Here is a 22,866-nt window from a genome sequence, read left to right as displayed (position 1 = left end):
TAATGCCTGGTCAAAAAAAATTAAGGATCTGAATTTCCTGAATCAAGTTCACCAGTGATTTAAACCTGCAATATTCCCATATTAAAATCGCGGCTAATTGGCGCGTGATCGGCGGCAGCTATGCCTGTAGAAATCCAGTTCCGGGTTTCCAGCGGGTCGATTACCGCATCTGTCCAGAGGTGTGCCGCTGCGTAATAGGGTGATATCTGACGGTCATACCGGGCTTTTATTTGTTCAAACAGGGCTGCTTCTTTGTCCTTGTCTATGGTTTCTCCTTTTTTCTTAAGACTGGCTTTTTCGATCTGAAGAAGCACCTTGGCCGCAGAATTTCCACTCATTACAGCCAGTTCTGCACTGGGCCAGGCCACAATGAGCCTTGGGTCGTAGGCTTTTCCGCACATGGCGTAATTACCAGCCCCGTAACTGTTTCCGATTACTACTGTAAACTTGGGTACTACCGAATTACTTACGGCATTCACCATTTTAGCCCCATCCTTGATTATGCCCCCGTGTTCGCTTTTGCTGCCCACCATAAACCCTGTAACATCCTGAAGGAATACCAGCGGTATTTTTTTCTGGTTGCAGTTGGCGATGAACCGGGTGGCCTTATCGGCTGAATCCGAATAAATCACACCCCCGAACTGCATTTCGCCCTTCTTGGTTTTAACAACTTTCCGCTGGTTGGCAACAATCCCAACCGCCCAGCCGTCTATACGGGCATAACCGGTAAGCAGGGTTTTTCCGTATCCTTCTTTGTATTGTTCAAAAGAAGATTCATCCACCAGCCTGCTGATGATCTCCAGCATATCGTATTGCTCTGTACGCGAGGCGGGTAATAAACCATAGATATCTTCCGGATTGGCAGCAGGCTTGGCTGCTTTTTTACGATTGAAGCCTGCAGATTCCGGGGCTCCCATTTTATCCAGGAGGCTTTTGATACGATCCAGGGCATCTTTATCATCTTTTGCCTTGTAGTCGGTAACCCCGCTTATTTCACAATGGGTGGTAGCTCCGCCCAGTGTTTCATTGTCAATACTTTCACCAATAGCCGCTTTAACCAGGTAGCTTCCGGCCAGAAAAATACTTCCGGTTTTGTCTACTATCAGGGCTTCATCACTCATAATCGGCAGATAGGCCCCACCGGCTACACAGCTTCCCATTACGGCCGCTATCTGCGGAATGCCCCTGCTGCTCATTACAGCGTTATTCCTGAAGATACGTCCGAAGTGCTCTTTGTCTGGGAAAATTTCGTCCTGCATGGGAAGGAAAACCCCGGCACTATCTACCAGGTAGATAATCGGAAGGTGGTTTTCCATGGCTATCTCCTGCGCTCTTAAGTTCTTTTTGCCGGTTATCGGAAACCAGGCTCCGGCTTTTACCGTTGCATCATTGGCGACAACCACACAGAGGCGGCCCTGCACCCGCCCGATTTTAACAACTACTCCGCCACTGGGACAACCCCCGTATTCTTCATACATTCCATCTCCGGCGAAGGCTCCTATTTCAAGGGCTTCTTCGGGAGCATCCAATAGGTAATCGATACGCTCCCGGGCCGTCATTTTTCCTTCTTCCCGTTGTTTTTTCAGGCGCTGTTCGCCACCCCCCTTTTTTATTTTGGCATATTTCCGACGTAAATCGGATAATCTTAATTTATTATGGTCTTCGTTCTTGTTAAAAGTAACATCCATGGTTCGATTCAATTTCAGCTGGAACAGCCCTAAAGATACGGAGGATTTATGATTAACTTTGGATTTCACACAAAAGCATAATGGCAGATAAAATCAACTGGGGAATTATAGGCCTGGGGAGAATAGCGCGGAAATTTGCAGAAAACCTGCAGTTGCTACCCTCCGCCCGGCTCGCTGCTGTCGCTTCCCGGGATATAGACAAGGCCATAGGCTTTGCCAGCGAATATGGAGCTGCCAAAGCGTATGGGTCCTACAAGGAGCTACTGGAGGATAAGGCTATAGAAGTAGTCTATATTGCCACCCCGCACACCTTTCACCTGGAACACAGCCTGATGGCGCTGCACAGCGGAAAGCACGTGCTTTGCGAGAAGCCTTTGGGCATCAATGCCCGGCAGGTAGCCGAATTGCAAAAAGCTGCTTCCCAAACGCGATTATTTATGATGGAAGCGCTGTGGAGTAGGTTTAACCCCTCTATTCGGGAAATCTTACAGAGAGTAAAATCGGGGCAATTGGGAAAACCGGCCTATCTCAGGGCCGATTTTGCTTTTCCCGCCCTGGACCGGGATCCCTCGGGTCGCCTCCTCAACCCGGAACTGGGAGGGGGGTCCCTTCTGGATATTGGAATTTACCCGGTTTTCCTGGCCTATCTGTTTCTGGGGGTTCCGGATGAAATTAAAACCGTCACCCATTTCGGCCCTACCGGAATTGAACAGCAGATAGGGATGGTATTCAAGTATCCGCAGGCAGTGGCCCTGTTGTACAGCGGGCTAAGTTCCCGCTCCGGCCTGAGTGCGGAAATATCTGGTACCCTTGGCAGCATTTACCTGCATCCACCCTGGTATAAAACGGATGGATATGAACTGCAGATAGGAGAGGAGCGCAGCCAGGTTTCACTCCCGGCACAGGATAATGGTTTTCTTTACGAGATTGAGGAGGTCCACCACTGTCTGCAGAACCGGCAACGGGAAAGTAATCTGTGGTCCCTGGAAGACAGCCACAACCTGCTTGGCATTCTGGACCGGGTAAGGGAAGCATCAGGAATCGCTTTTCCCGGAGAATCCGCCGGCTAAGGGCTGTGCATTTGGCCAAAAATTTACGATATTTGAACTCTACCAAACTAACGAAACATGGGAATGAATAAGAATACGGTTCTGGCCTATGCCACTATTATTATGATTATTGTGGGAATAGGATTGATCGCTTTAGGTGCCTTCAGGTATAATGAGGTGGCCGGATGGGGATTCGCGGCCGTCGGAGTTGGATTTTTTGCTATTGCCTGGGTGTTCAATGCCCTTAAAGGAAGGGTTTAAAACAACCTTCCATTTTTCATCTTAAATAATAAAATGTATGTCAGACGATAAGAAGGTAATCTTCTCAATGTCCGGGGTTACCAAAACTTACAAAAATGCCAATACCCCGGTACTTAAGAATATTTATTTGAGCTTTTTTTACGGGGCCAAAATAGGCATATTGGGGCTGAATGGCAGTGGGAAATCAACACTTCTCCGGATTATTGCCGGCAAGGACAGCAATTATCAGGGAGATGTGGTCTTTTCACCGGGCTACAAGGTGGGATACCTGGAACAGGAGCCCGAGCTGGATGATAATAAAACAGTTCTTGAAGTCGTAAAGGAAGGCGTAGCCGAGACAGTTGCCGTACTGGACGAGTACAACAAGATAAACGACATGTTCGGATTGCCGGAGGTATATGAGAATGCTGACAAAATGCAGCAGCTTATGGATAAGCAGGCCGCGCTGCAGGACCAGATTGACGCCAGCAATGCCTGGGAGCTTGATTCGAAACTGGAAATTGCCATGGATGCGTTGAGGACGCCTGAACCGGATAAAAAAATACAGCTGCTCTCCGGAGGGGAACGCCGCAGGGTGGCCTTGTGCCGTTTACTTCTGCAGGAGCCGGATATTCTATTGCTGGATGAACCGACCAACCATCTCGATGCCGAATCGGTTCACTGGCTGGAGCACCACCTGGCGCAATACAAAGGAACGGTAATCGCGGTGACGCACGACCGGTATTTTCTTGACAATGTCGCGGGATGGATCCTGGAACTGGACCGTGGGGAAGGGATACCCTGGAAGGGGAATTACTCCAGCTGGCTGGAACAAAAATCCAAGAGGCTGGCCCAGGAGCAAAAACAGGCCAGTAAACGGCAAAAGACCCTGGAGCGCGAGTTGGAATGGGTGCGTCAGAGCCCTAAAGGCAGGCAGGCCAAACAAAAGGCCCGATTAAACAATTACGATAAGCTATTGAGCCAGGACCAGAAACAACTGGATGAGAAACTCGAGATTTATATCCCTAACGGGCCCCGCCTGGGAACCAATGTGATTGAAGCCAGTGGGGTCAGCAAAGCTTACGGGGATAAACTCCTTTACGAAGACCTGAATTTCAAGCTGCCCCAGGCAGGAATTGTGGGCATTATTGGCCCTAACGGAGCCGGTAAAACCACCATTTTCCGAATGATCATGGGAGAAGAAACCCCGGATAGAGGAAATTTTTCTGTTGGTGATACCGTAAAACTGGCTTATGTGGATCAGAGCCATTCCAATATAGATCCTGAAAAAACAATTTGGGAGAATTTCAGCGGCGGACAGGAACTGGTAATGATGGGGGGGAGGCAGGTTAATTCCCGCGCCTACCTGAGCCGCTTTAATTTTTCGGGTAGTGAGCAGAATAAAAAAGTCAGCATGCTTTCAGGAGGCGAGCGGAACAGGCTGCACCTGGCCATAACTCTGAAAGAGGAGGGCAATGTGCTCTTATTGGATGAGCCCACCAATGACCTGGACGTAAATACACTCAGGGCTCTGGAAGAAGGACTGGATAACTTTGCCGGGTGCGCGGTTATCATTTCGCATGACCGCTGGTTCCTGGACCGGGTCTGCACCCACATCCTGGCCTTTGAAGGGGATTCACAAGTGTATTATTTCGAAGGGTCTTTTTCCGATTATGAGGAAAATAAAAAGAAACGCCTCGGGGCGGATATCATGCCCAAAAGGATCAAGTATAAAAAGCTTATTCGCGATTGACAAAAAAACCCGGATTCGTCCGGGTTTTTTGATTCTATTACGGATAAAGACTTAATAGTCTTCGGACGGATACCAATCTAACTGCACCACTTCAATATCCGGGTCTGCCTGAGTAACCAGTTCCCTGAATTTTGAAACATCACTAACCTCCGGCCTTCCCCTGTAGTGGTAGGGATAAACCTGGGCGGGTTTAAATTCCAGTACGGCGTTTGCCGCACTATCCACCGTCATGGTATACGGCAGGTTCATACAGACAAAGGCCTTGTCGATATTTTCAAGAGCCCGCATTTCCGGTATATCCTCTGTATCTCCCGAGAAGTATATACGCTCACCATTTTTCTCCAGCACATAGCCATTCCCCCGGCCCTTTACATGAAAATCTTTGGCTTCCTCCCGAAGGTTGTACATAGGGACTGCTGTAACGGATATCCCGTAGCGCTCCTTCTGCTCCCCATTGCTGAGGATGTCAATCTGGGTAGTAAAAGAATCCGGCATCTGATCTGCCACCGCCTGTGGCATTACAATCTTTGCTTGTTGTGTCTGCAGCCCCATCAGTGTTTCCAGATCGAAATGGTCTCCGTGAATATCTGTTATCAGGATCAGGTCGGGTTCGGGATACTCACTAAAGGCTTCGGCTCCGCCCACCGGGTCTACATAAATGGTAGTATTATCCCAATTCAACACGGCTGTGGCATGAGATATGGGAAAAATCTGCAGCTTGGCAACTGCTTCTTTCTCCGTTTTGTTTGTCGTGGTTTCGACCTCCGCGGCCTGCAGCTCATCTTTTTTGGAAGAATCCTTACAGTTGACCATTAACAGCGCATTCAGGATCAACAAATAGCAAAGGCTCCTTGTAGGTTTAAATAAATCTTTTAACATCATTCTTTTTTGAGTTTTGAAACCCTTAAAGATAAGACTATTACAGCTCTGGGTGAAGCATGATAAAAAAATTTACAGCTTCCGAAATCCAGATGAGCTATTAAAGCGTATATAGACTGAAACAAAAAATACTTTTAACTTTTAAAAAGTAATCAATTCAAAAATTATGGCAGAACAAAAAAACAATAATGGATTAAAGGTAATAGCAGGATTATTAGGAGTGATCCTTCTAGGTACCATCATTTACACTGTAAGCCTGTATCAGGATAAGAAAAAGACTGAAACAGCCCTTACCGAAGAAAAAGAATTGGTAGTTGAAGACCTGAACAGCCTGAAGTCCGAATACGACAAAGCAATTCTGGAAAGCAATGCCACCAACGAGGAATTGGTAGCAGCTCGCGACAATATTGCAAAGTATATCGATTCAGTAAAATCAATGAAGGCAGATATTGCTACGCTTTCAAGGTATCGTCGTCAGGTTTCCATCCTTAAAAAGGAAAGGGAAGCTTTATTGAAGCAAGTAGACTCCCTTAAAGAGTCCAACTCCCTGATTGCCATGCAACGCGACAGTACCTTTGCTGAACTGGAAAAGCAAACCGTATTTAACGATTCCCTGGTTGTACAGAATACGCAACTGGCTGATGCCGTAGAGCGCGGATCTGCCCTTAACCTGACTAAATTCACTGTGGATGCAGTACGGGAAAGAAGCAGCGGGAAACTGGTATCTACATCAAGAGCCGGACGTACTGACAAGCTGAAAGTTTGTTTTACCGTTGCCGACAACGTAATCGCAGAAGCCGGAGATCGTGAATTCTATATCGAAGTGCTCGATCCTCAGGGGAACGTGATGGGCGGAGGAGCTACTAAATCTATGGAAGAAGGGGCTACTGTAAGCTATACCAAAGGGACTAATTTCTACTATGAAAATGCAACTCTGGACGTATGTGACTACATCAGCAACTACTCCGGAGAGTTCCAGAAAGGAAACTATATGGTCAATGTATATGATGATGGCCTTAAACTGTTAGGTACTTCTAAATTCGAATTGAAGTAAGTAAACACAATCCATTAACAAAAAGGGATCCGAATCGGATCCCTTTTTTCATTTACAGACCTTTGGTATTATTTCATAATTCGCCAACCATATCTTCCGGCTTAACCCAGGCATCGTACTCTTCTTCGGTCACATATCCCAGCCGAACCGCTTCTTCCTTCAGAGTAGTACCATTCTCGTGGGCTGTATTGGCTATTTCTGCAGCCTTGTAATACCCGATTTTTGTATTGAGGGCAGTTACCAGCATCAGAGAATTGTTCAATAATTTCTCGATCGTTTTATGGTTGGGTTCAATTCCGGAGGCACAGTTCAAATCAAAGCTTATGCAGGCATCTCCCAACAGACGTGCAGATTGCAGGACGTTGGCAGCCATTACAGGCTTGAATACATTTAACTCATAATGACCCTGGGTTCCTCCCACTGAAATAGCTACGTCATTACCAATTACCTGAGCGCAAACCATTGTAAGCGCCTCACATTGGGTTGGGTTAACTTTCCCCGGCATGATGGAACTTCCCGGTTCATTAGCCGGAATAATGATTTCGCCTATCCCAGACCTGGGGCCGGATGCCAGCATTCTGATGTCATTGGCAATTTTATTCAGCGAAACGGCGAGTTGTTTTAAAGCTCCGTGCGTTTCAACCAGGGCATCATGCGCAGCCAGCGCTTCAAACTTATTTGCTGCTGAAACAAAGGGGAGTCCTGTAAATTCTGCTATAAATCCGGCGACCATTTTGGCGTATCCCTTTGGGGTGTTCAGACCCGTACCCACGGCAGTCCCCCCAAGTGCAAGCTCGCTGAGGTGCGGCAGTGTATTTTCCAGGGCTTTTAAGCCATGGTCCAATTGGGAAACATAGCCCGAAAACTCCTGGCCCAGGGTCAGGGGAGTGGCATCCATCAAATGCGTCCTTCCTATTTTGACCACCTTCATATAGGTTTTGGACTTCTGCTCCAGGGTATTGCGCAATTGGCGGATACCCGGGATGGTTTCCTCCACTATTTTTTTGTAGATCGCAATGTGCATCCCGGTTGGGAAGGTGTCGTTTGAAGACTGCGATTTATTTACATCATCGTTCGGTTGCAGGGTTTTTTCACCTTCCCCAATTTTTTTCCCGGCTATTTCATGGGCGCGGTTGGCAATCACCTCATTGACATTCATGTTGCTTTGAGTACCCGACCCGGTTTGCCAGATAACCAGGGGAAACTGATCATCGTGTTTGCCTTCCAGAATTTCATCGCAGACCGCCGCAATGAGATCCCTTTTGGCCTCGGAAAGGACCCCTAATTTGCAGTTGGTATAAGCGGCTGCTTTTTTCAGATACGCAAATCCGTAAATGATTTCAAGGGGCATAGAGGCAGGCGCGCCTATTTTAAAATTATTGCGGGAACGCTCCGTTTGGGCTCCCCAGTATTTGTCTGCAGGGACTTTTACTGCCCCCATGGTGTCTTTTTCAACTCGAAATTGCATGATTGGAAGTTTTTACAAAGGTACGGAATCAACCAAAAATTCAGACCGGGCAAAAGGCAGGATATTTTCAAAATTGATTTGCAGTTTTAAACCAATTCCTGCTATCTTTGTAGCTCAAAGCGCAAAAAGATGTTTGAGTTCGATCAATACCTGGGCTTTCTGGCCTTTCTTACCATCCTGACCATCGGTTTCTGGCTGATGATGTTCCTTTTGTTATTTGTTGTTCCCTACTGGCTGGGAGGTAACCTGATGGAGCTCTGGAAAGAGCGCAGGGAGGCTAAACGTGCCCGGCGCGAATCATAAGACCAATAAAAAAGGCGGGATTTTGTCCCGCCTTTTTTATTGTCATATAAATAAAGCTTCTGTTACGTACCACTCCCGAAGCCTTCTTCATCGTAGTCGTCATCCCGGCCATTACGACCATTTCTTTTTTTTGACTCGTTAAACCGGTAGACAAAGGAAAGCCTAATAGAGCGAACCCTCCACTGGAACTCACTGTCTGAGGTAAAAAAGTCAGTTTGTGTAAAGGAGCGGCGAACCCGCGAATTAAAAAGGTCCTGAACGTTGAGTAAAATGGTGCCATTATCGTTCATGATATCCTTACTGAAGGCCAGGTTCAGCGAAAAAATACCTTCTGATTTGGTCTGTGCGTTCTGGGTAGGGCCCCTGTAGAACATATTGGTTTGCCAGTCAATTTTGGCAGGCAGCGTAACTTTGGAACTGAAGCGGGCGAACCAGCTGTTGTTTTCTGCCCCGTAATCTACGTTGTTAAAAGTTCCTTCCGTCACAAAGCGGAAAAAGTTAAAACTACTATTGATCCGCAGCCAGCGGGTGGGATTAAAAAGGACCCCTGCTTCCGCTCCAACCCTTTGGTTGGTGGAAAGGTTTATAGGGATGGATCGCACAATTTCGATACCATCTGTGGTTGTTTGCCCGGTCTGTTCCTGAACCCTTTCAAAGGAACCGGTCTCCCGCTGATAATATACTGAGGAAGTAAGGGTCAGTTTTTTCCAGCGCTTCAGATAGCCCAGGTCAAAGGCATTTGCAAAGGCCGGGTCCAGATCCGGGTTTCCCTGAAAAATATTCGTCCGGCTGCTGCGCGATGGAAAAGGATTGATAAACCAGCCCCTGGGCCTGTTAATCCTCCGGTTATACCCCAGGGAAATATTTTCTGAATCCGAAAGTTCATAAATCAGGTTGACAGTTGGAAAGAGCCCCAGATAGCGCTTGTCGAAATTAAGGTCTACATCCTGCCCCAGGGTTTCCTCCAGGTCCGCCAGGTCAAATTCAGACTCAACTTCACCTTTGAGCTGGGTGTATTCCAGTCGCAATCCCGTAAGGAAGGAAAATTTCCCCAGTTTACTTCCGTATTGGGTGTAGGCTGCATGAACGTTCTCGTTATAGGTAAACAGGTTGGTGAGCGTTTCATTGATAACCAGGTTCCCGGAAGCCTGATCCAGAGAATCCAGGCGGTAGTCCGTTATTTCCTCTTCCAGATTGGAACGAAAACCAGCCTCAAACTGGGAGTCTTCCATGGGTAAAACATAATCTGCCTGTATCAGCCATTCGTTCCGGTCTTCAGCCTCCAGGACATTCTCCAGTGCCAGAAGTTGCTCATTCGGGAAGGTATTCCGCTCTTCAATTACAGCTTCAACATCTTCCCGGTCAATAGAATATTGGGCATCTACGGTTAATATATGGCCTTCATCGTTAAACTTATTGCGGTAATTCAGGGAAACCTGATAGCTGTTGTCGTCTTCGGTTTCATCCTCCTGGCGGAAGGTTCGGCTTTGCAGGTTACCATCGTTTGAGCGGATCGTTGCATTTTCAGTAACATCGTTATCTTCTGAAAAACGCCAGAAGAAACTCCCCGTAAGGCTGGAATTTTCACTAAAAAAATACTCCATCCCCAGGTTGGTGTTAAAACTCTGATCTTTTCGGTTGATATCCCGGTCTTCCGTAATCCGGTCAAAGGATCCGGAAGTATAGGTATTGTCAAAAAAACCGTTTCCCGGGGAGTTGCGGTAGCGAACCCCGGTAGTATTGAAGATATTTACCCTGTTGGTTCGCATATTGACGTTTGTGGTAATCCCGCTGGTTGCCGGATACCCCAGAAAGGAATTGACCGATCCGTTAAAGCCCAGGGTCTTTTCCCGTTTTAAAATGATATTCAGGATTCCTGCCGTTCCTTCGGCGTCATACCGGGCAGAAGGGCTTGTAATTACTTCAACCTTTTCAATGGCATCAGCCGGCAACTGCTGCAGGGCGTCTGTAGACCCGAAACCTGCCAGGGCGGATGGTCTTCCATTGATCAGAATACGAACATTCCCATTCCCTCTGAGACTTATATTGCCTTCTACATCCACATCTACTGAAGGAACGTTATTTAAAGCATCTGAAACGGTTCCTCCACTGGTGGTGATGTCCTTGCCCAGATTATAGATTTTCTTGTCCAGGCGTACCTCAACGGTGGTACGCTCTCCAACGACTTCAACGGCCTCCAGTTCCGCAACATTCACTGCCATACGGAAGGTGCCCAGATCTTTGGATTGGTTTAATTGTTGATTGTCTAGACTGTAAGATTTATAGGAGATATACTCTACCCGGATATTGTAGTTTCCGGCAGGAGCTTTAACAGAGAATTTTCCATCGAGATCTGTAATGCCTCCGGTTACCCTTGTTGGGTCTTCTGAAGACTGCAGTACCAGAGTGGCATATTCAAGTGGCCTTCCCGAGTCCTGATCCAAAACCGTTCCGGTTAAGGTTATTTTATCATTCTGCCGACGTTGCGATCGTTGCGCCTGAAGGTTCAGACAAAATACTGCCAGGAGCAGCACCAGGGAGTTTCTCATAAAGGGGGTTTAGGTTTTCTTTTTCTTTTTCTTCTTTTTCTTGTTCTTTTTGCTATTGTAACCGTTTTCCTGAAGATCTACGAAAGCCTCGTATTTCTCCACAGGTAATCCCTCTTCCAGTTCTTTGCTCTGGTTAATACTGATCTTTTCAAGGGATTCCCGCATTTTATCTGCGGGCAGTTCTAAAATTTGAAGTTCGATGCGTTGTTTTAGATACTTGGTCAGGATAGATGAAACCACTGCCTGCTCGAAGTCGTTCAATTCAAGGGCTTCTGTGAGTTTTGGCATTTCCTCTTCTACCATTTCTTCCGCTGTCTTCGGTTCAGGTTTCTTCGGTTCCGGTTCCGGACCCCTTGGAATGGCTGTACGTTGTCTTCCCAAATATCCGTTTCGTCCAAATTGGCTGTGGGCTAACTGGCTGGAGAGCAGCAGAAGCATTAAAATGAAAATTATTTTTTTCATGGTTTCGGTTTTTAGATTCCTTAGGTCGCTTTAGGTTTAAGCCCTAATGGTTAAATGTTTGTTAAACAATCAAAAAATATATTAAACAATAAATCAGGAGAATAAATCCCTGATGGTATCGGCAGGCCTGGCCACTACCGCCCGCTGGTCTTTTACAACAATTGGGCGTTCGATCAGTTTCGGATTTTCAGTCATGATACCGATCAATTCATCCGCGCTTATTTCTTTTCCCTTGTATTTCTCTTTCCAGATGGCCTCGTTTTTTCGCAGGAGTTCCCATGGAGACATGTGTAGTTTTTTTAAGAGGGACCTGAGTTGCTCCGGGCTAAGCGGGTTTTTCAGATATTCGATTATTTCTATATCCGCACTAATTCCCTTTAGGTATTCCAGGCCTTCCCTGGACTTGCGGCATCTGGGGTTGTGATAGATCTGTACCATATTTAAGGATTGTATAATTAACTTTCATGCTGCCCCATCATCATCAGATAGGCTTTCAGGAAACGGTCAATATCCCCGTCCATAACGGCGTCTACGTTCCCCGTTTCCTCTGCGCTGCGCACATCTTTTACCAGCTTGTATGGATGCATTACGTAATTGCGTATCTGTGAGCCCCATTCAATTTTCATCTTGGAAGATTCTATAGCATCCCTTGCTTCCTGCTTTTTGCGCAATTCGATTTCATACAATTGGGATTTCAGCATTTTAAGAGCTGTTGCACGGTTGTCGTGCTGCGATCTGGAATCTGAGCATGAAATCTGTATCCCGCTGGGTTTGTGATACAATTGTACCTTGGTTTCAACTTTATTGACATTTTGCCCTCCCGCCCCGCTGGATCGGGCAGTAGTTATTTCAATGTCTGAGGGATTGATATCGATTTCTATGGACTCGTCTACCAGAGGGTAGACATAGACAGAGGCAAAGGAGGTGTGTCTTTTGGCGTTGCTGTCGAAAGGAGAAATTCTGACCAGGCGGTGCACTCCATTTTCCCCTTTTAACCAGCCAAAGGCATAGTCTCCTTCAATTTCAAGGGTTACTGTTTTGATCCCGGCCACATCCCCTTCCTGGTAATTGAGCTCCTTGACCTTGTATCCATTTTTCTCAGCCCACATCATATACATACGCATGAGCATGGAAGCCCAGTCACAACTTTCCGTACCCCCTGCACCGGCGGTTATCTGTAAAACGGCGGTCAGATCATCTCCCTCTTCGGAGAGCATATTGCGGAACTCCAGCTGTTCAATGGCCTGTTCGGCTTTTTCCAGCTGTTCTGCCAGTTCTTCGTCGCCAAGCTCCCCCTGTTCGTGAAATTCGGTAAGTACTTCCAGGTCTCCGACTAAGCGTTTGGCCTGTTCAAAATCCCTTACCCAGTTCTTTTTCCCTTTAAGGGTTTTCATCACCTTCTGGGCTTCCATTGGATCATCCCAAAAGCCGGGCGCCAGGGTTTTTTCCTCCTCGTTCTGGATTTCGATGCGTTTGGCATCTATGTCAAAGATACCTCCTTAACGCGCCAAGGCGTTCCAAAAGCGTTTTCAGCTTGTCGTTCATATCAGATTTTTAATGGGGCAAAAATAAGATGTTTTTATGAAAGCAAATGCTATTATTGCTGGGATTCCACAATTACCTTATGCCGGCTTTCATTCCCTCCGGGACCAATAACAACTCCTTTGATAGCTGCGCAGTCTGCGTAATCTTTCCCATGGGCCACTTTGATATGGTCTGTGCTTGCCAGTAAGTTGTTAGTGGGGTCAAACCCCAGCCATCCGATGGACGGAATAAACGCCTCTGTCCAGGCATGCATCTGGGAATCTCCAAAATATCCCAGCCCCTGATGCAGGTATCCTGAAACATACCGGGCCGGTATCCCGTGTTTGCGGGCAACTGCTATGAATAAATGTGCAAAATCCTGGCAAACCCCCTTGTTAATGTTAAGTACTTCATCCAGGCCGCTCTCCACATGGGTAACCCCGCCTTTATATTCCAGGAGCTTGTTTACCCATTCGTTGAGCGCCTTTAAATTCTCAAAAGCGGTTGCATGCTCCTCAAAACGGAAAATCTCCTTGGTTTCAGGCAATGTGGTTAGCCGGGTATGTCGTAAATAACGCTGATGCGCAACCTTAAAATCCAACTTGCCGAATTGATCTTCAAAAAAAGGAACCAATGCTCCTGAATCGAAATCAAAGGGGTTTGTGTGTGCTTTTTCAAGGGTAAAAACACCCTTAAAACTTATTTGTTGAAAGGACTGTCTGGCACGCAGGCGAATGGCCTGGAATCCCAGCGGATTTACTGAATATTCCCAGGGTAAACCGAGGCTGTTGGTGAATTCTGCACTGAGCAGCTGCTGCCCTTCCGAAACTTCAGGGATGATCAGGAATTGCCAGTACGCCTCAATGAGCGGATGCTCATATTCATTCTCGGACTCATACTGAACCTTGTAAAGCTGTGTCATAGGCGGGTAAAGAAAAGACTATTTGTCTGGTACTTAATAATTGAAAAATTCTTTTTCCATATAATTCCCAATATTGGCCAGTTCAGATAAAATATGATCGATAAAGGCCTGTATATCTTTTTCAATATCCTCTACAATTTTATATTGGTATTCCGCCCGTACCTTACCCACCAGGAAAGCTGTGGAATCCTTCGGATGCCTGTGAGTTGTATCCAGGACACAAATATGCTTGTATACCTGATTAAGGCTATTCATTACGGATCTGGGACAATCCGGATTCAATATCAGAAATTCCAGGGTGCTTATGCTGGTTGGGGCTTTTTTGTAAAGCCTTCGGAACATATCGTAAGATTCCGCACATTTTAAAAGCGTAGTCCATTCGTAACTGTTGCTGAAGCGATCGCCGTAGCTGCCTTGTGATTTTTTAGCGTCGTTGTACTTCGCGTTGATGATGCGGGTAATCTGAAAGGCCCTTTCAATATTAACCCCCATCATGATAATGGCATAAATGGAATCGTGTAAAAGGGTGGCCCTGATCTTACCCCTTAGGATTGCAGTCATTTCGGTAACCTGCATCGTAAAATCAAAAAGCCCGGTTTTGACGAATTTATTTTCTGGATAATCTGAAACAAAGTGGTAGAATTTATTGATTGACTCGTATAATTCTGTGGAAATCAAGTCCCTGGCACTATTGGCATTTTCCCGGGCATAGGTTATTGTATTGTAAATGGAGATCGGGTTTTCTTTACTAAAGCCTATTTTGTGCAAGACCTTGTTTTCCTGCAGGTTGGTTTTCCCCGCATCAGGGTCTCCCATCATTTGCAGCATGGAACTCAAAACGAACTGCCGGGACTGGGAAAGTTCATTAGGCGCATCCAGGGATGAAAAATAGTTGACATTAATAAAGCGGGCCATATGCTCTGCACGCTCCAGGTAACGCCCCATCCAGAAAAGATTATCCGCAACTCTTGCTAACATGAATTGATTATTTTTTAAGCACCCAGGTATCTTTCGATCCGCCTCCCTGAGAAGAATTAACAATTAAATTACCGCGACGCAGGGCAACCCTGGTAAGGCCTCCCTTTAAAACAAAATCCTTTTCCTGCCCCAGCACCGTAAAAGTACGCAGGTCTATATGCCGTTGTTCGAAGGATTTTGTGTCTTCTATATAGGTAGGGTGCACCGAAAGGGACATAATGGGCTGTGCTACGTATTTTCTCGGGCTTGCCTTAATTTCGGCCCGTACTTTCTCCACCTCCTCATCACTCAGTCGATTGCCGATTGAAATGCCATAACCCCCGGCTTCATCAACGGGTTTGATCACCAGTTCCCGGATGTTATCCAGAACGAATTCCAGGTCTTCAGGCCGGTTACAATGGTAGGTGTGTACATTTTTCAGGATGGGCTCCTCCCCGAGATAATACCGGATAATGTCCGGGACATAGGTATAAACAGCCTTATCGTCGGCCACTCCGGTACCTGGTGCATTGGCCAGGGTAACATTTCCCTTCTGATAGGCTGCAAATAACCCAGGCACGCCCAGGGTGGAATCCTTCAAAAATTCCAGGGGGTCGATGAATTTATCGTCTATACGCCTGTATATAATATCTACCTTTTCGGGCCCCCGTATGGTTTTCATATAGACAAAGTCATTCTCCACGAACAAATCCCTGCCCTCCACCAATTCCACTCCCATGGTTTTGGCAAGATAGGAATGTTCATAAAAGGCAGAATTGTACATGCCGGGGGTTAATACAACTGTGTTAGGGCTATCCACCCCCTGCGGTTTTACAGATTCCAGAAGGTCCAGAAGATTTTCAGCATAATTGGTTACCGTGTGAGCCTGGTAATGGTTAAAAACCCCGAACAGCGCCCTTTTCAGGGCTGTACGATTGCTCAATACGTAGCTCACCCCGGAAGGGCAGCGGATATTGTCCTCCAGCACATAGAATTCCCCATCGCTGTGCCGGATCAGGTCAGTGCCGGAAATATGGTTGTAAATGCCCCCCGGAGGATCTATTCCCTGCATCTGATCCAGATAATTTTCGGAGGAGTTTATCAGTTCGAGAGGAATAACCCCGTCTTTCAGGATTTTTTTATCGTGGTACAGGTCCCAAAGAAAGGCATTTAAAGCTCTGCAACGCTGCTTTGCACCGCTTTCTATATGTGCCCATTCGGCTGCTCCTATGATCCTTGGGAACAGGTCAAAGGGAAAGATTTTCTCGTTGGCTTTCTGGTCTCCGTATACCCTGAAGGTTATACCCTGGTTAAAAAAAGCAGACTTTGCCTTGCTGTTTAACTGATTATATTCTTCAAGAGACTGTTTTCCGTAGAGATTAAAAAGCTTTTTGTAGACTTTGGTCACTTCTCCCTCACGATCGAAAATCTCATCAAATAAGACCGGGTTTCTCTCGTAAGAATCGAAAATAGTGTTTTTCGCTTTGCTCATATTCAATCTTTCAAATAAGATACTGTTTTTTAAGAATTATAAAAGTAATTACCACTTTAATAATCTGGAAATCCGAATCTGGAGGCTTTTAATGATTTTAGTGTGGCCAATATATAGATACCAGCTTTTATAAAAGGGCATTTTCTTATACATTTAAGCCAAAATCATTTCCATGAAGAACATATACCTGCTTGCCGCCTGTTTTTTTATTTTTTCGGCGACCTCGGCCCAGTTTTCTGAGCAACGCAAATCTTTCCAGAAATATGAAGGTTATTTTGATTTCTATTACGATGACACTAAAGACAAAATTTATCTGGTGGTAGATAAGCTGGATACAGACTTTCTGTATGTTTACGGCCTGAGCAGTGGTATTGGCAGCAACGATATTGGCCTGGACCGGGGTCAGTTAGGCAGTGAGCAATTAGTTCGATTCAAAAAGGCAGGGAATAAAATTTTACTGATGCAGCCCAATATGAAGTTCCGCGCCCTTACAGAAAATTCCCTGGAACGAAAATCCGTGGAGCAGGCATTTGCCAGTTCAGTACTATTTGGCTTTCCTATCGTTGAAACCATAGGAGCCAATTATATTATTGATTTTACGGATTTTTTGATGCAGGACGCTCACGGGGTTTCAGACCGGCTCAAGCGCAGCAAACAGGGATCGTATTCTCTGGACGGCTCCAAAAGCGCCATGAACCTGGAACGAACCAGAGCTTTTCCAAAAAATTGTGAGTTTGATGTAATGCTCACCTTTAAAGGAAGTCCCGCAGGCGGCTATATTCGTTCGGTTAGCCCAAACCCGAAATTGGTAACTGTTGCCCAGCACCATTCCCTGATCGAGCTACCAGATGATGGTTTTGAAAAAAGGGTTTATGACCCCAGGAGCGGGGCGAATATGTTTTCCTACTATGACTACGCTACCCCCGTGGAAGATCCCATCGTTAAAAGATTTGTAACCCGGCACCGGCTCGAGAAAAAGGATCCTTCTGCAACTGTAAGTGAAGCCGTGGAGCCCATAATCTATTATCTGGACAATGGTACTCCGGAACCAGTTCGTTCCGCACTGTTGCAGGGAGGACAATGGTGGAACCAAGCCTTTGAAGCAATCGGATTCAAAGACGCCTTTCAGGTTAAAATACTGCCCGATGATGCGGACCCAATGGACGTACGTTACAATGTTATTCAGTGGGTTCACCGTTCTACCCGTGGCTGGAGTTACGGGAACAGTGTACAGGACCCGCGTACGGGTGAAATTATTAAGGGGCATGTGAGCCTTGGAAGTCTCAGGATCCGTCAGGACTTTATGATTGCACAGGCCCTGGCCAACAAACCTTTTGAGACTTCGGATGAGAATACGGCACAAATGCTGGAGCTTGCCCTTGCCCGCATACGGCAACTCTCTGCCCATGAAATTGGCCATACGCTTGGCTTTGCACATAATTTTGCGGCCAGCACCAACAACCGGGCTTCGGTTATGGATTATCCGCATCCCTATTTCAGGCTGCAAAATGGAAATATTGATTTTTCCCAGGCATACGATACCGGTATCGGAGAGTGGGATAAGGTAAGTGTGGCTTATGCCTATTCTGATTTTCCCGAAGGGACAAATGAGGGAGAGGCCTTGGATGATATCCTCAAAGATGCTGCGGAGCAGGGGCTTCGCTATATTTCCGACCAGGATGCACGGCCCAGCGGTGGTGCACATGCCTTTGGACACCTGTGGGACAACGGTCCCGACGCAGCAGAAGAGCTGGAGCGTGTTTTAGGAATCAGAAATGCGGCCATAGAAAATTTCTCAATAGCCAATATCCGCACAGGCGAGCCCTATTCTGTGCTTGAAGACGTTTTCGTACCCCTGTATTTCTTCCACCGTTACCAGACGGAGGCCGCTACCAAGCTAATAGGAGGGATAGACTATTCTTATGCTGTTCGGGGCGATGGCAGCATTCCCTGGAAGACCCTGCCCCGCGGGGAGCAGGAGAAAGCACTTGACGCAATATTAAAGACGCTTCAGGCCGCCAATCTGGCCATTCCTCAGCGAATTCTGGGGCTTTTCCCTCCCCGGGCCAAAGGCTATCCCGCAGGCAGGGAATCTTTTAAGGGCCGGGCCGGATTGAGTTTTGATGCACTCGCAAGTGCTGAAACGGCAGCAGATATGACCCTTGGCCTTTTGTTGCACCCTGAAAGGGCAAGTCGATTAATCCAGCAACAAGGCCTTAATCCCGGGCAGTTATCGCTTAAGGAGGTTTTGGGAAGACTGCGGGAGCAAACGGTGGATTCAAGTCCAAAATCTGACTTTTTGAGACAGGTGCAGGAGGTTGTCAATTTCAGGGTTTTATACCATATAATGGTGCTGGCACATTCGGATGCGGTGCATCCCCAGGTCAACGCGGTTGCCGCAGCTGCCTTAAGATCGCTTAGAGCAGACCTGCTTAAATCAGGGGGCAGTGCAACGGCCAGGGAGATGGTACGGCGCATTGACCGTTTTTTTGAGCACCCTGAGCTGTTCAAAGTCCCGCAAGTTCCTGTAATACCGGACGGTTCTCCGATTGGGATGGCCTGTTTTCAATAAATAGAGGCATGGAAGTTAATCTGATCAGCGATACAGTGACCCGCCCCGGTGCCGGCATGTTGGAGGCAATGATGAATGCCAGGGTAGGGGATGATGTCTTTAAGGAAGACCCAACTGTAAATGAACTGGAAAACAAGGTTGCTGATTTCTTCGGAATGCAAGCTGCCCTTTTTTTTCCAAGCGGCACAATGACCAACCAAACGGGAATTAAACTGCATACACAACCCGGGGAACAACTGATATGCGATAAATTTGCCCATGTTTACAATTATGAAGGAGGCGGGGTAAGCTTTAACAGCGGGGTTTCCTGTAAGTTGGTGGATGGGGACAGGGGAATGATGACCGCTGAACAGGTAAAGGCTGCCATCAATCCACCGGACTTTTACCACAGCCCCCTTACCTCCCTTGTCTGTGTGGAGAATACTACCAATAAAGGGGGAGGTGCCTGCTGGGACTTCGAAGAACTGAAGCGTATCCGAACGGTTTGTGACACCCATGGACTTGCCTTCCACCTGGATGGGGCGCGTTTGTGGAATGCCCTGGTTGCCAAAGCCGAAACCCCAGAACAGTACGGAGAACTATTTGATACTATAAGTGTATGCCTTAGCAAAGGGCTGGGATGTCCGGTTGGTTCGCTGCTGGTGGGCACAAGGAAACATATGGAAAAAGCCCTGAGGATTCGAAAGGTTTTGGGGGGTGGGATGCGGCAGGCAGGTTATCTGGCTGCTGCAGGCCTGTACGCCCTGGAACATAATATCAACCGTCTGAAGGAAGATCATAGGAAGGCCAGGGAACTGGGTGAAATCTGGGCCTCTAAAGACTTCGTGAGCTACGTGGCGCCGGTGGAGACCAATATTGTGATATTCGAATTGGAATCAAAAGTGATTGATGACACCCAAATGACCGAAAGGCTGGAGAAAAAGGGGATTCGCCTGATTGGCATGGGGCAAGGGAAACTCCGCATGGTTACCCATCTGGATTATACGGACCAGATGCATGACTATACCTGTTCCGTTATCCAGAAACTTTCAGTTTAGCAGCTCATGAAGAAATGATGCAGTTTCGGGTGTTTTTGATCCCGTTTTCCATTCCAGCTTCAGATCGATAAAGTTGGCTATTGCCAATAATTATACCCTGTTCATCCTTGAGTGAAAACTGAAATTTGCCCGTATGATCCGTTTTTCGCTCGAAACAGACGGAACTTTTAACAAGGGGTTTAAGGGCCTGCATCTTTTGAAGGGCATCCTTTTCGGAATTAAAGGGTACGCTTTCCAAGAGGGTATGCCCCCGGCTGCTCTTAACCAGAAACTTATAACCTTGGTCGGTATCTTTAACTACTTCCAACAATTGAATGCGGGTTTAATTGAGGGTTAATAAAAGTTTTTATTTCAGAAAATTATCCAGGCCGGGAATATTGGGCATTCCTTCTTTGGCAACCGCAGCCAGTTCTTTTTCGTGAATTTCACCGGCTTTTCGAATAGCCTTGTTGAGGGTAATTACCAAATAATCCGATAACTGTTCCGGGTCTTGCAGCAGTGACTGGTCTATCTGCACCTCTTTTATTTCCCTGTTGGCTGTTATAACGACCTCGATAAGACCCTCAGCCCCCGTTTCTTTCAGGCTTACTCCATTGAGGCGCTCTTTGGTTTGCTGTACTTTCTGTTGGGTCTCTTTTAATTTTCCCATCATTCCCATCAAATCTCCAAACATGTTATTTCTCTTTTTGGTCTTCCAAAATTACTAAATTGAATCATACCGCTTTCATAAAAAAACATTTCAGTGATGGGGCATCATTCTTTCCCTAAGTATTATTTTTGCATCTTCCTTTACTAATCTGCATCCAGTTATGTCTCAACCCAATCCTCCTGTTGCTGCAATAAGGCCAAAAAAGCTGGAAAAACACGGCCATATTCGCATTGACAATTACTACTGGCTAAGAGAAAGGGAAAGCGAGGAGGTGCTTGATTATCTGAAGGCAGAGAATGCTTATTATCAGGCAATGACTGCCCAAACAAAGGAGATGCAGGAAACCTTGTTTCAGGAAATGAAAGGACGGATCAGGGAAGATGATACCTCCGTTCCGTACCGATATAACGGTTACTGGTACGTCACTCGCTATGAAACCGGAAAGGAATATCCTTTTTATACCCGTAAAAAAGGGAATCTCAGAGCGGAGGAGGAAATGCTTTTTGACTGTAACCAGCTGTCAGCCGGGCACGACTATTTCAACCTGAAGGGGATCTCCATTAGCCCGGATAACCAATATGCAGCCTTCGGGGTAGATACGGTTTCCAGACGGCAGTATTCGATTCGTATAAAAAATCTGAATACCGGGGAGCTTTTAGCAGATTTGTTAGAAAACACTACGGGCAGTGCCGTTTGGGCATCGGATAACAAGAGTCTCTTTTATACCCGCAAAGATCCGCAAACCCTCAGATCTGATAAAGTCTACAAGCATGTTTTGGGAACCGACCCTGAAGAAGACCTTCTGATATACGAAGAGAAAGATACCACCTTTAGCACCTATGTATACAAAACCAAATCCAGGGAATATATTGTAATTGGTTCTTTCAGTACCCTTACTTCAGAATACAGGATTATAAGGGCGGATCAGCCAGAGGCCGATTTCAGGATCTTTGCTGAAAGGCAAAGGGGAGTGGAGTATTCTATTTACCACTTTAAGGATTACTTCTATATCCTTACCAATAAAGACGGGGCCTTTAATTTTAAGCTCATGCGGACCTCTGCCCGGCAGACGGCTTCCGAATATTGGTCAGAATTCATTCCGCACCGGGAAGATGTACTGCTGGAAGATGTAGAGATATTTAAGGATTACTATGTTGTTTCGCAGCGGGATAATGGCCTGAGCCGGATACAGATCAATCGATGGGATGGTCAGGAATCCTATTTTCTTCCTTTCCAGAGCGAGACCTACGTGGCATACCCATACGTAAACCTGGATTTCGATACTGAAACAATGCGCTATGTTTACAATGCCATGACCACCCCTTACAGCATTGTCGATTTTAATATGCGTACCAGGGAAAAGACCATTCTAAAACAGCAGGAAGTGCTGGGGGGGACTTTTAAGGAGGAAAATTACCGTTCCATGCGCCTTTGGGCCCCAGCCCGCGACGGGGAGCGGGTGCCCATTTCTGTAGTGTACCATAAGGACACCCCCCTGGATGGGAGCAGCCCCTTGCTACAGTACGCTTACGGTTCCTATGGAAGCACCACCGATCCTTATTTTTCAACTACACGGCTAAGCCTTTTGGACCGCGGCTTTATATATGCCATTGCCCACGTCAGGGGAGGGGAATACCTGGGGAGGCCCTGGTATGAGGCGGGCAAATTGCTTCATAAAAAAAACACCTTTACTGATTTTATCGATTGTTCCAGATATCTGGTGGAGGCCGGATATGTGCAAACTGAACATCTTTATGCATACGGGGGCTCGGCCGGAGGGCTGCTGATGGGAGCGGTTATTAATATGGCTCCCGGCCTCTATAATGGGGTGGTGGCTGCGGTCCCCTTTGTAGATGTGGTAACGACCATGCTGGATGAAAGCATCCCACTCACCACCGGGGAATACGACGAGTGGGGGAACCCGAATGATCCGGAATACTATCATTATATGCTGTCTTATTCGCCTTACGATAATGTCCGGCCTCAGGATTATCCGAATATGTTGGTTATAACCGGGCTACATGACTCTCAGGTGCAGTATTGGGAACCCGCCAAATGGGTAGCGCGGCTCAGGGCGCTCAAAACCGATACAAACCGGCTCTTGCTTTATACCAATATGGATACCGGCCACGGGGGCGCATCCGGAAGGTTTGAAGCCCTTCGGGAGACCGCCAGGGAATACGCCTTTCTGATTGATCGGGAACAGAAAAACAGCTAATAAAAAAAAATATAGTAATTTTGTCCCCGTAAAGTAATTCCTACTGCAGG

20 protein-coding genes are annotated in these 22,866 nt (G+C 46.7%); 8 read left to right on the top strand and 12 right to left on the bottom strand.

Going from position 1 to position 22,866, the window contains the following annotated elements; all coding sequences use genetic code 11:
• Positions 1 to 59: 59 nt before the first annotated feature.
• Positions 60 to 1,688 (bottom strand): acyl-CoA carboxylase subunit beta, encoded by a 1,629-nt coding sequence (locus tag ACT6NU_RS14120; protein ID WP_445382320.1) that lies wholly within the window; start codon positions 1,686 to 1,688, stop codon positions 60 to 62.
• Positions 1,689 to 1,768: 80 nt separating this feature from the next.
• Here ACT6NU_RS14120 and ACT6NU_RS14115 point away from each other — a divergent pair, with 80 nt between their 5' ends.
• Genes ACT6NU_RS14115 through ettA form a run of 3 tightly spaced genes read left to right on the top strand, consistent with a single transcriptional unit; the run spans position 1,769 to position 4,730 of the window.
• The gene (locus tag ACT6NU_RS14115) at positions 1,769 to 2,758 is read left to right on the top strand and encodes a Gfo/Idh/MocA family protein (protein ID WP_445382319.1); all 990 of its coding nucleotides are present in this window, start codon (positions 1,769 to 1,771) and stop codon (positions 2,756 to 2,758) included.
• A 57-nt stretch (positions 2,759 to 2,815) separates the two neighbouring features.
• Positions 2,816 to 2,998 (top strand): CAL67264 family membrane protein, encoded by a 183-nt coding sequence (locus tag ACT6NU_RS14110; RefSeq protein ID WP_445382318.1) that lies wholly within the window; start codon positions 2,816 to 2,818, stop codon positions 2,996 to 2,998.
• A 37-nt stretch (positions 2,999 to 3,035) separates the two neighbouring features.
• Positions 3,036 to 4,730, top strand: a complete 1,695-nt coding sequence (ettA, locus tag ACT6NU_RS14105; protein WP_445382317.1) for an energy-dependent translational throttle protein EttA — start codon at positions 3,036 to 3,038, stop codon at positions 4,728 to 4,730.
• 51 nt (positions 4,731 to 4,781) lie between these two features.
• Here ettA and ACT6NU_RS14100 read toward each other — a convergent pair whose 3' ends face one another.
• Positions 4,782 to 5,612 (bottom strand): MBL fold metallo-hydrolase, encoded by an 831-nt coding sequence (locus ACT6NU_RS14100; RefSeq protein WP_445382316.1) that lies wholly within the window; start codon positions 5,610 to 5,612, stop codon positions 4,782 to 4,784.
• Positions 5,613 to 5,775: 163 nt separating this feature from the next.
• Between ACT6NU_RS14100 and ACT6NU_RS14095 the strand changes: the two genes are divergently transcribed.
• The gene (locus ACT6NU_RS14095; protein ID WP_445382315.1) at positions 5,776 to 6,663 is read left to right on the top strand and encodes a hypothetical protein; all 888 of its coding nucleotides are present in this window, start codon (positions 5,776 to 5,778) and stop codon (positions 6,661 to 6,663) included.
• 73 nt (positions 6,664 to 6,736) lie between these two features.
• Here ACT6NU_RS14095 and fumC read toward each other — a convergent pair whose 3' ends face one another.
• The gene (gene fumC, locus ACT6NU_RS14090; protein WP_445382314.1) at positions 6,737 to 8,131 is read right to left on the bottom strand and encodes a class II fumarate hydratase; all 1,395 of its coding nucleotides are present in this window, start codon (positions 8,129 to 8,131) and stop codon (positions 6,737 to 6,739) included.
• Between the two features lie 129 nt (positions 8,132 to 8,260).
• Here fumC and ACT6NU_RS14085 point away from each other — a divergent pair, with 129 nt between their 5' ends.
• Entirely contained in the window at positions 8,261 to 8,434 is a 174-nt protein-coding gene (locus ACT6NU_RS14085; RefSeq protein ID WP_445382313.1) for a hypothetical protein, read from the top strand.
• Between the two features lie 62 nt (positions 8,435 to 8,496).
• Here ACT6NU_RS14085 and ACT6NU_RS14080 read toward each other — a convergent pair whose 3' ends face one another.
• The 7 genes from ACT6NU_RS14080 to ACT6NU_RS14050 form a co-directional block, all read right to left on the bottom strand.
• On the bottom strand, positions 8,497 to 10,983 hold the full coding sequence (locus tag ACT6NU_RS14080; protein ID WP_445382312.1) for a TonB-dependent receptor domain-containing protein: 2,487 nt from the start codon (positions 10,981 to 10,983) through the stop codon (positions 8,497 to 8,499).
• A 9-nt stretch (positions 10,984 to 10,992) separates the two neighbouring features.
• Positions 10,993 to 11,445, bottom strand: a complete 453-nt coding sequence (locus tag ACT6NU_RS14075; protein ID WP_445382311.1) for a hypothetical protein — start codon at positions 11,443 to 11,445, stop codon at positions 10,993 to 10,995.
• Between the two features lie 93 nt (positions 11,446 to 11,538).
• Positions 11,539 to 11,883: an arsenate reductase (glutaredoxin) gene (gene arsC / locus ACT6NU_RS14070; protein ID WP_445382310.1), complete on the bottom strand. Its 345-nt coding sequence runs from the start codon at positions 11,881 to 11,883 to the stop codon at positions 11,539 to 11,541.
• 17 nt (positions 11,884 to 11,900) lie between these two features.
• A protein-coding gene (gene prfB / locus ACT6NU_RS14065) for a peptide chain release factor 2 (protein WP_445382309.1) occupies positions 11,901 to 12,990 on the bottom strand; the annotation gives its coding sequence in 2 pieces (ribosomal slippage) (positions 11,901 to 12,932 and positions 12,934 to 12,990; 1,089 coding nt in all).
• Between the two features lie 52 nt (positions 12,991 to 13,042).
• Positions 13,043 to 13,891 (bottom strand): transglutaminase-like domain-containing protein, encoded by an 849-nt coding sequence (locus ACT6NU_RS14060; protein WP_445382308.1) that lies wholly within the window; start codon positions 13,889 to 13,891, stop codon positions 13,043 to 13,045.
• A gap of 33 nt (positions 13,892 to 13,924) precedes the next feature.
• Positions 13,925 to 14,869 (bottom strand): alpha-E domain-containing protein, encoded by a 945-nt coding sequence (locus tag ACT6NU_RS14055; protein WP_445382307.1) that lies wholly within the window; start codon positions 14,867 to 14,869, stop codon positions 13,925 to 13,927.
• A gap of 7 nt (positions 14,870 to 14,876) precedes the next feature.
• Entirely contained in the window at positions 14,877 to 16,340 is a 1,464-nt protein-coding gene (locus ACT6NU_RS14050) for a circularly permuted type 2 ATP-grasp protein (RefSeq protein WP_445382306.1), read from the bottom strand.
• Positions 16,341 to 16,512: 172 nt separating this feature from the next.
• On the opposite strand from ACT6NU_RS14050, the gene ACT6NU_RS14045 reads away from it, so the two are divergent.
• Positions 16,513 to 18,912 (top strand): zinc-dependent metalloprotease, encoded by a 2,400-nt coding sequence (locus ACT6NU_RS14045; RefSeq protein WP_445382305.1) that lies wholly within the window; start codon positions 16,513 to 16,515, stop codon positions 18,910 to 18,912.
• Between the two features lie 8 nt (positions 18,913 to 18,920).
• A complete protein-coding gene (locus ACT6NU_RS14040) occupies positions 18,921 to 19,949 on the top strand; it encodes a threonine aldolase family protein (RefSeq protein WP_445382304.1) in 1,029 nt (342 codons plus the stop codon).
• A gap of 4 nt (positions 19,950 to 19,953) precedes the next feature.
• Here the strand turns inward: ACT6NU_RS14040 and ACT6NU_RS14035 are convergent, their stop codons facing one another.
• Entirely contained in the window at positions 19,954 to 20,256 is a 303-nt protein-coding gene (locus ACT6NU_RS14035) for a YegP family protein (RefSeq protein WP_445382303.1), read from the bottom strand.
• A gap of 39 nt (positions 20,257 to 20,295) precedes the next feature.
• Positions 20,296 to 20,622 carry a YbaB/EbfC family nucleoid-associated protein gene (locus tag ACT6NU_RS14030; RefSeq protein WP_445382302.1) on the bottom strand — a complete coding sequence of 109 codons (327 nt, stop codon included), beginning with the start codon at positions 20,620 to 20,622 and terminating at the stop codon, positions 20,296 to 20,298.
• 136 nt (positions 20,623 to 20,758) lie between these two features.
• Between ACT6NU_RS14030 and ACT6NU_RS14025 the strand changes: the two genes are divergently transcribed.
• Positions 20,759 to 22,816 (top strand): S9 family peptidase, encoded by a 2,058-nt coding sequence (locus ACT6NU_RS14025; protein WP_445382301.1) that lies wholly within the window; start codon positions 20,759 to 20,761, stop codon positions 22,814 to 22,816.
• The last annotated feature ends 50 nt before the right edge of the window (positions 22,817 to 22,866 follow it).

The sequence above is a fragment of the Robiginitalea rubriflava genome (genome assembly GCF_052540725.1).
Note: the sequence above shows the minus strand (reverse complement) of the source record. Positions and strands in the feature narration are given on the sequence as shown.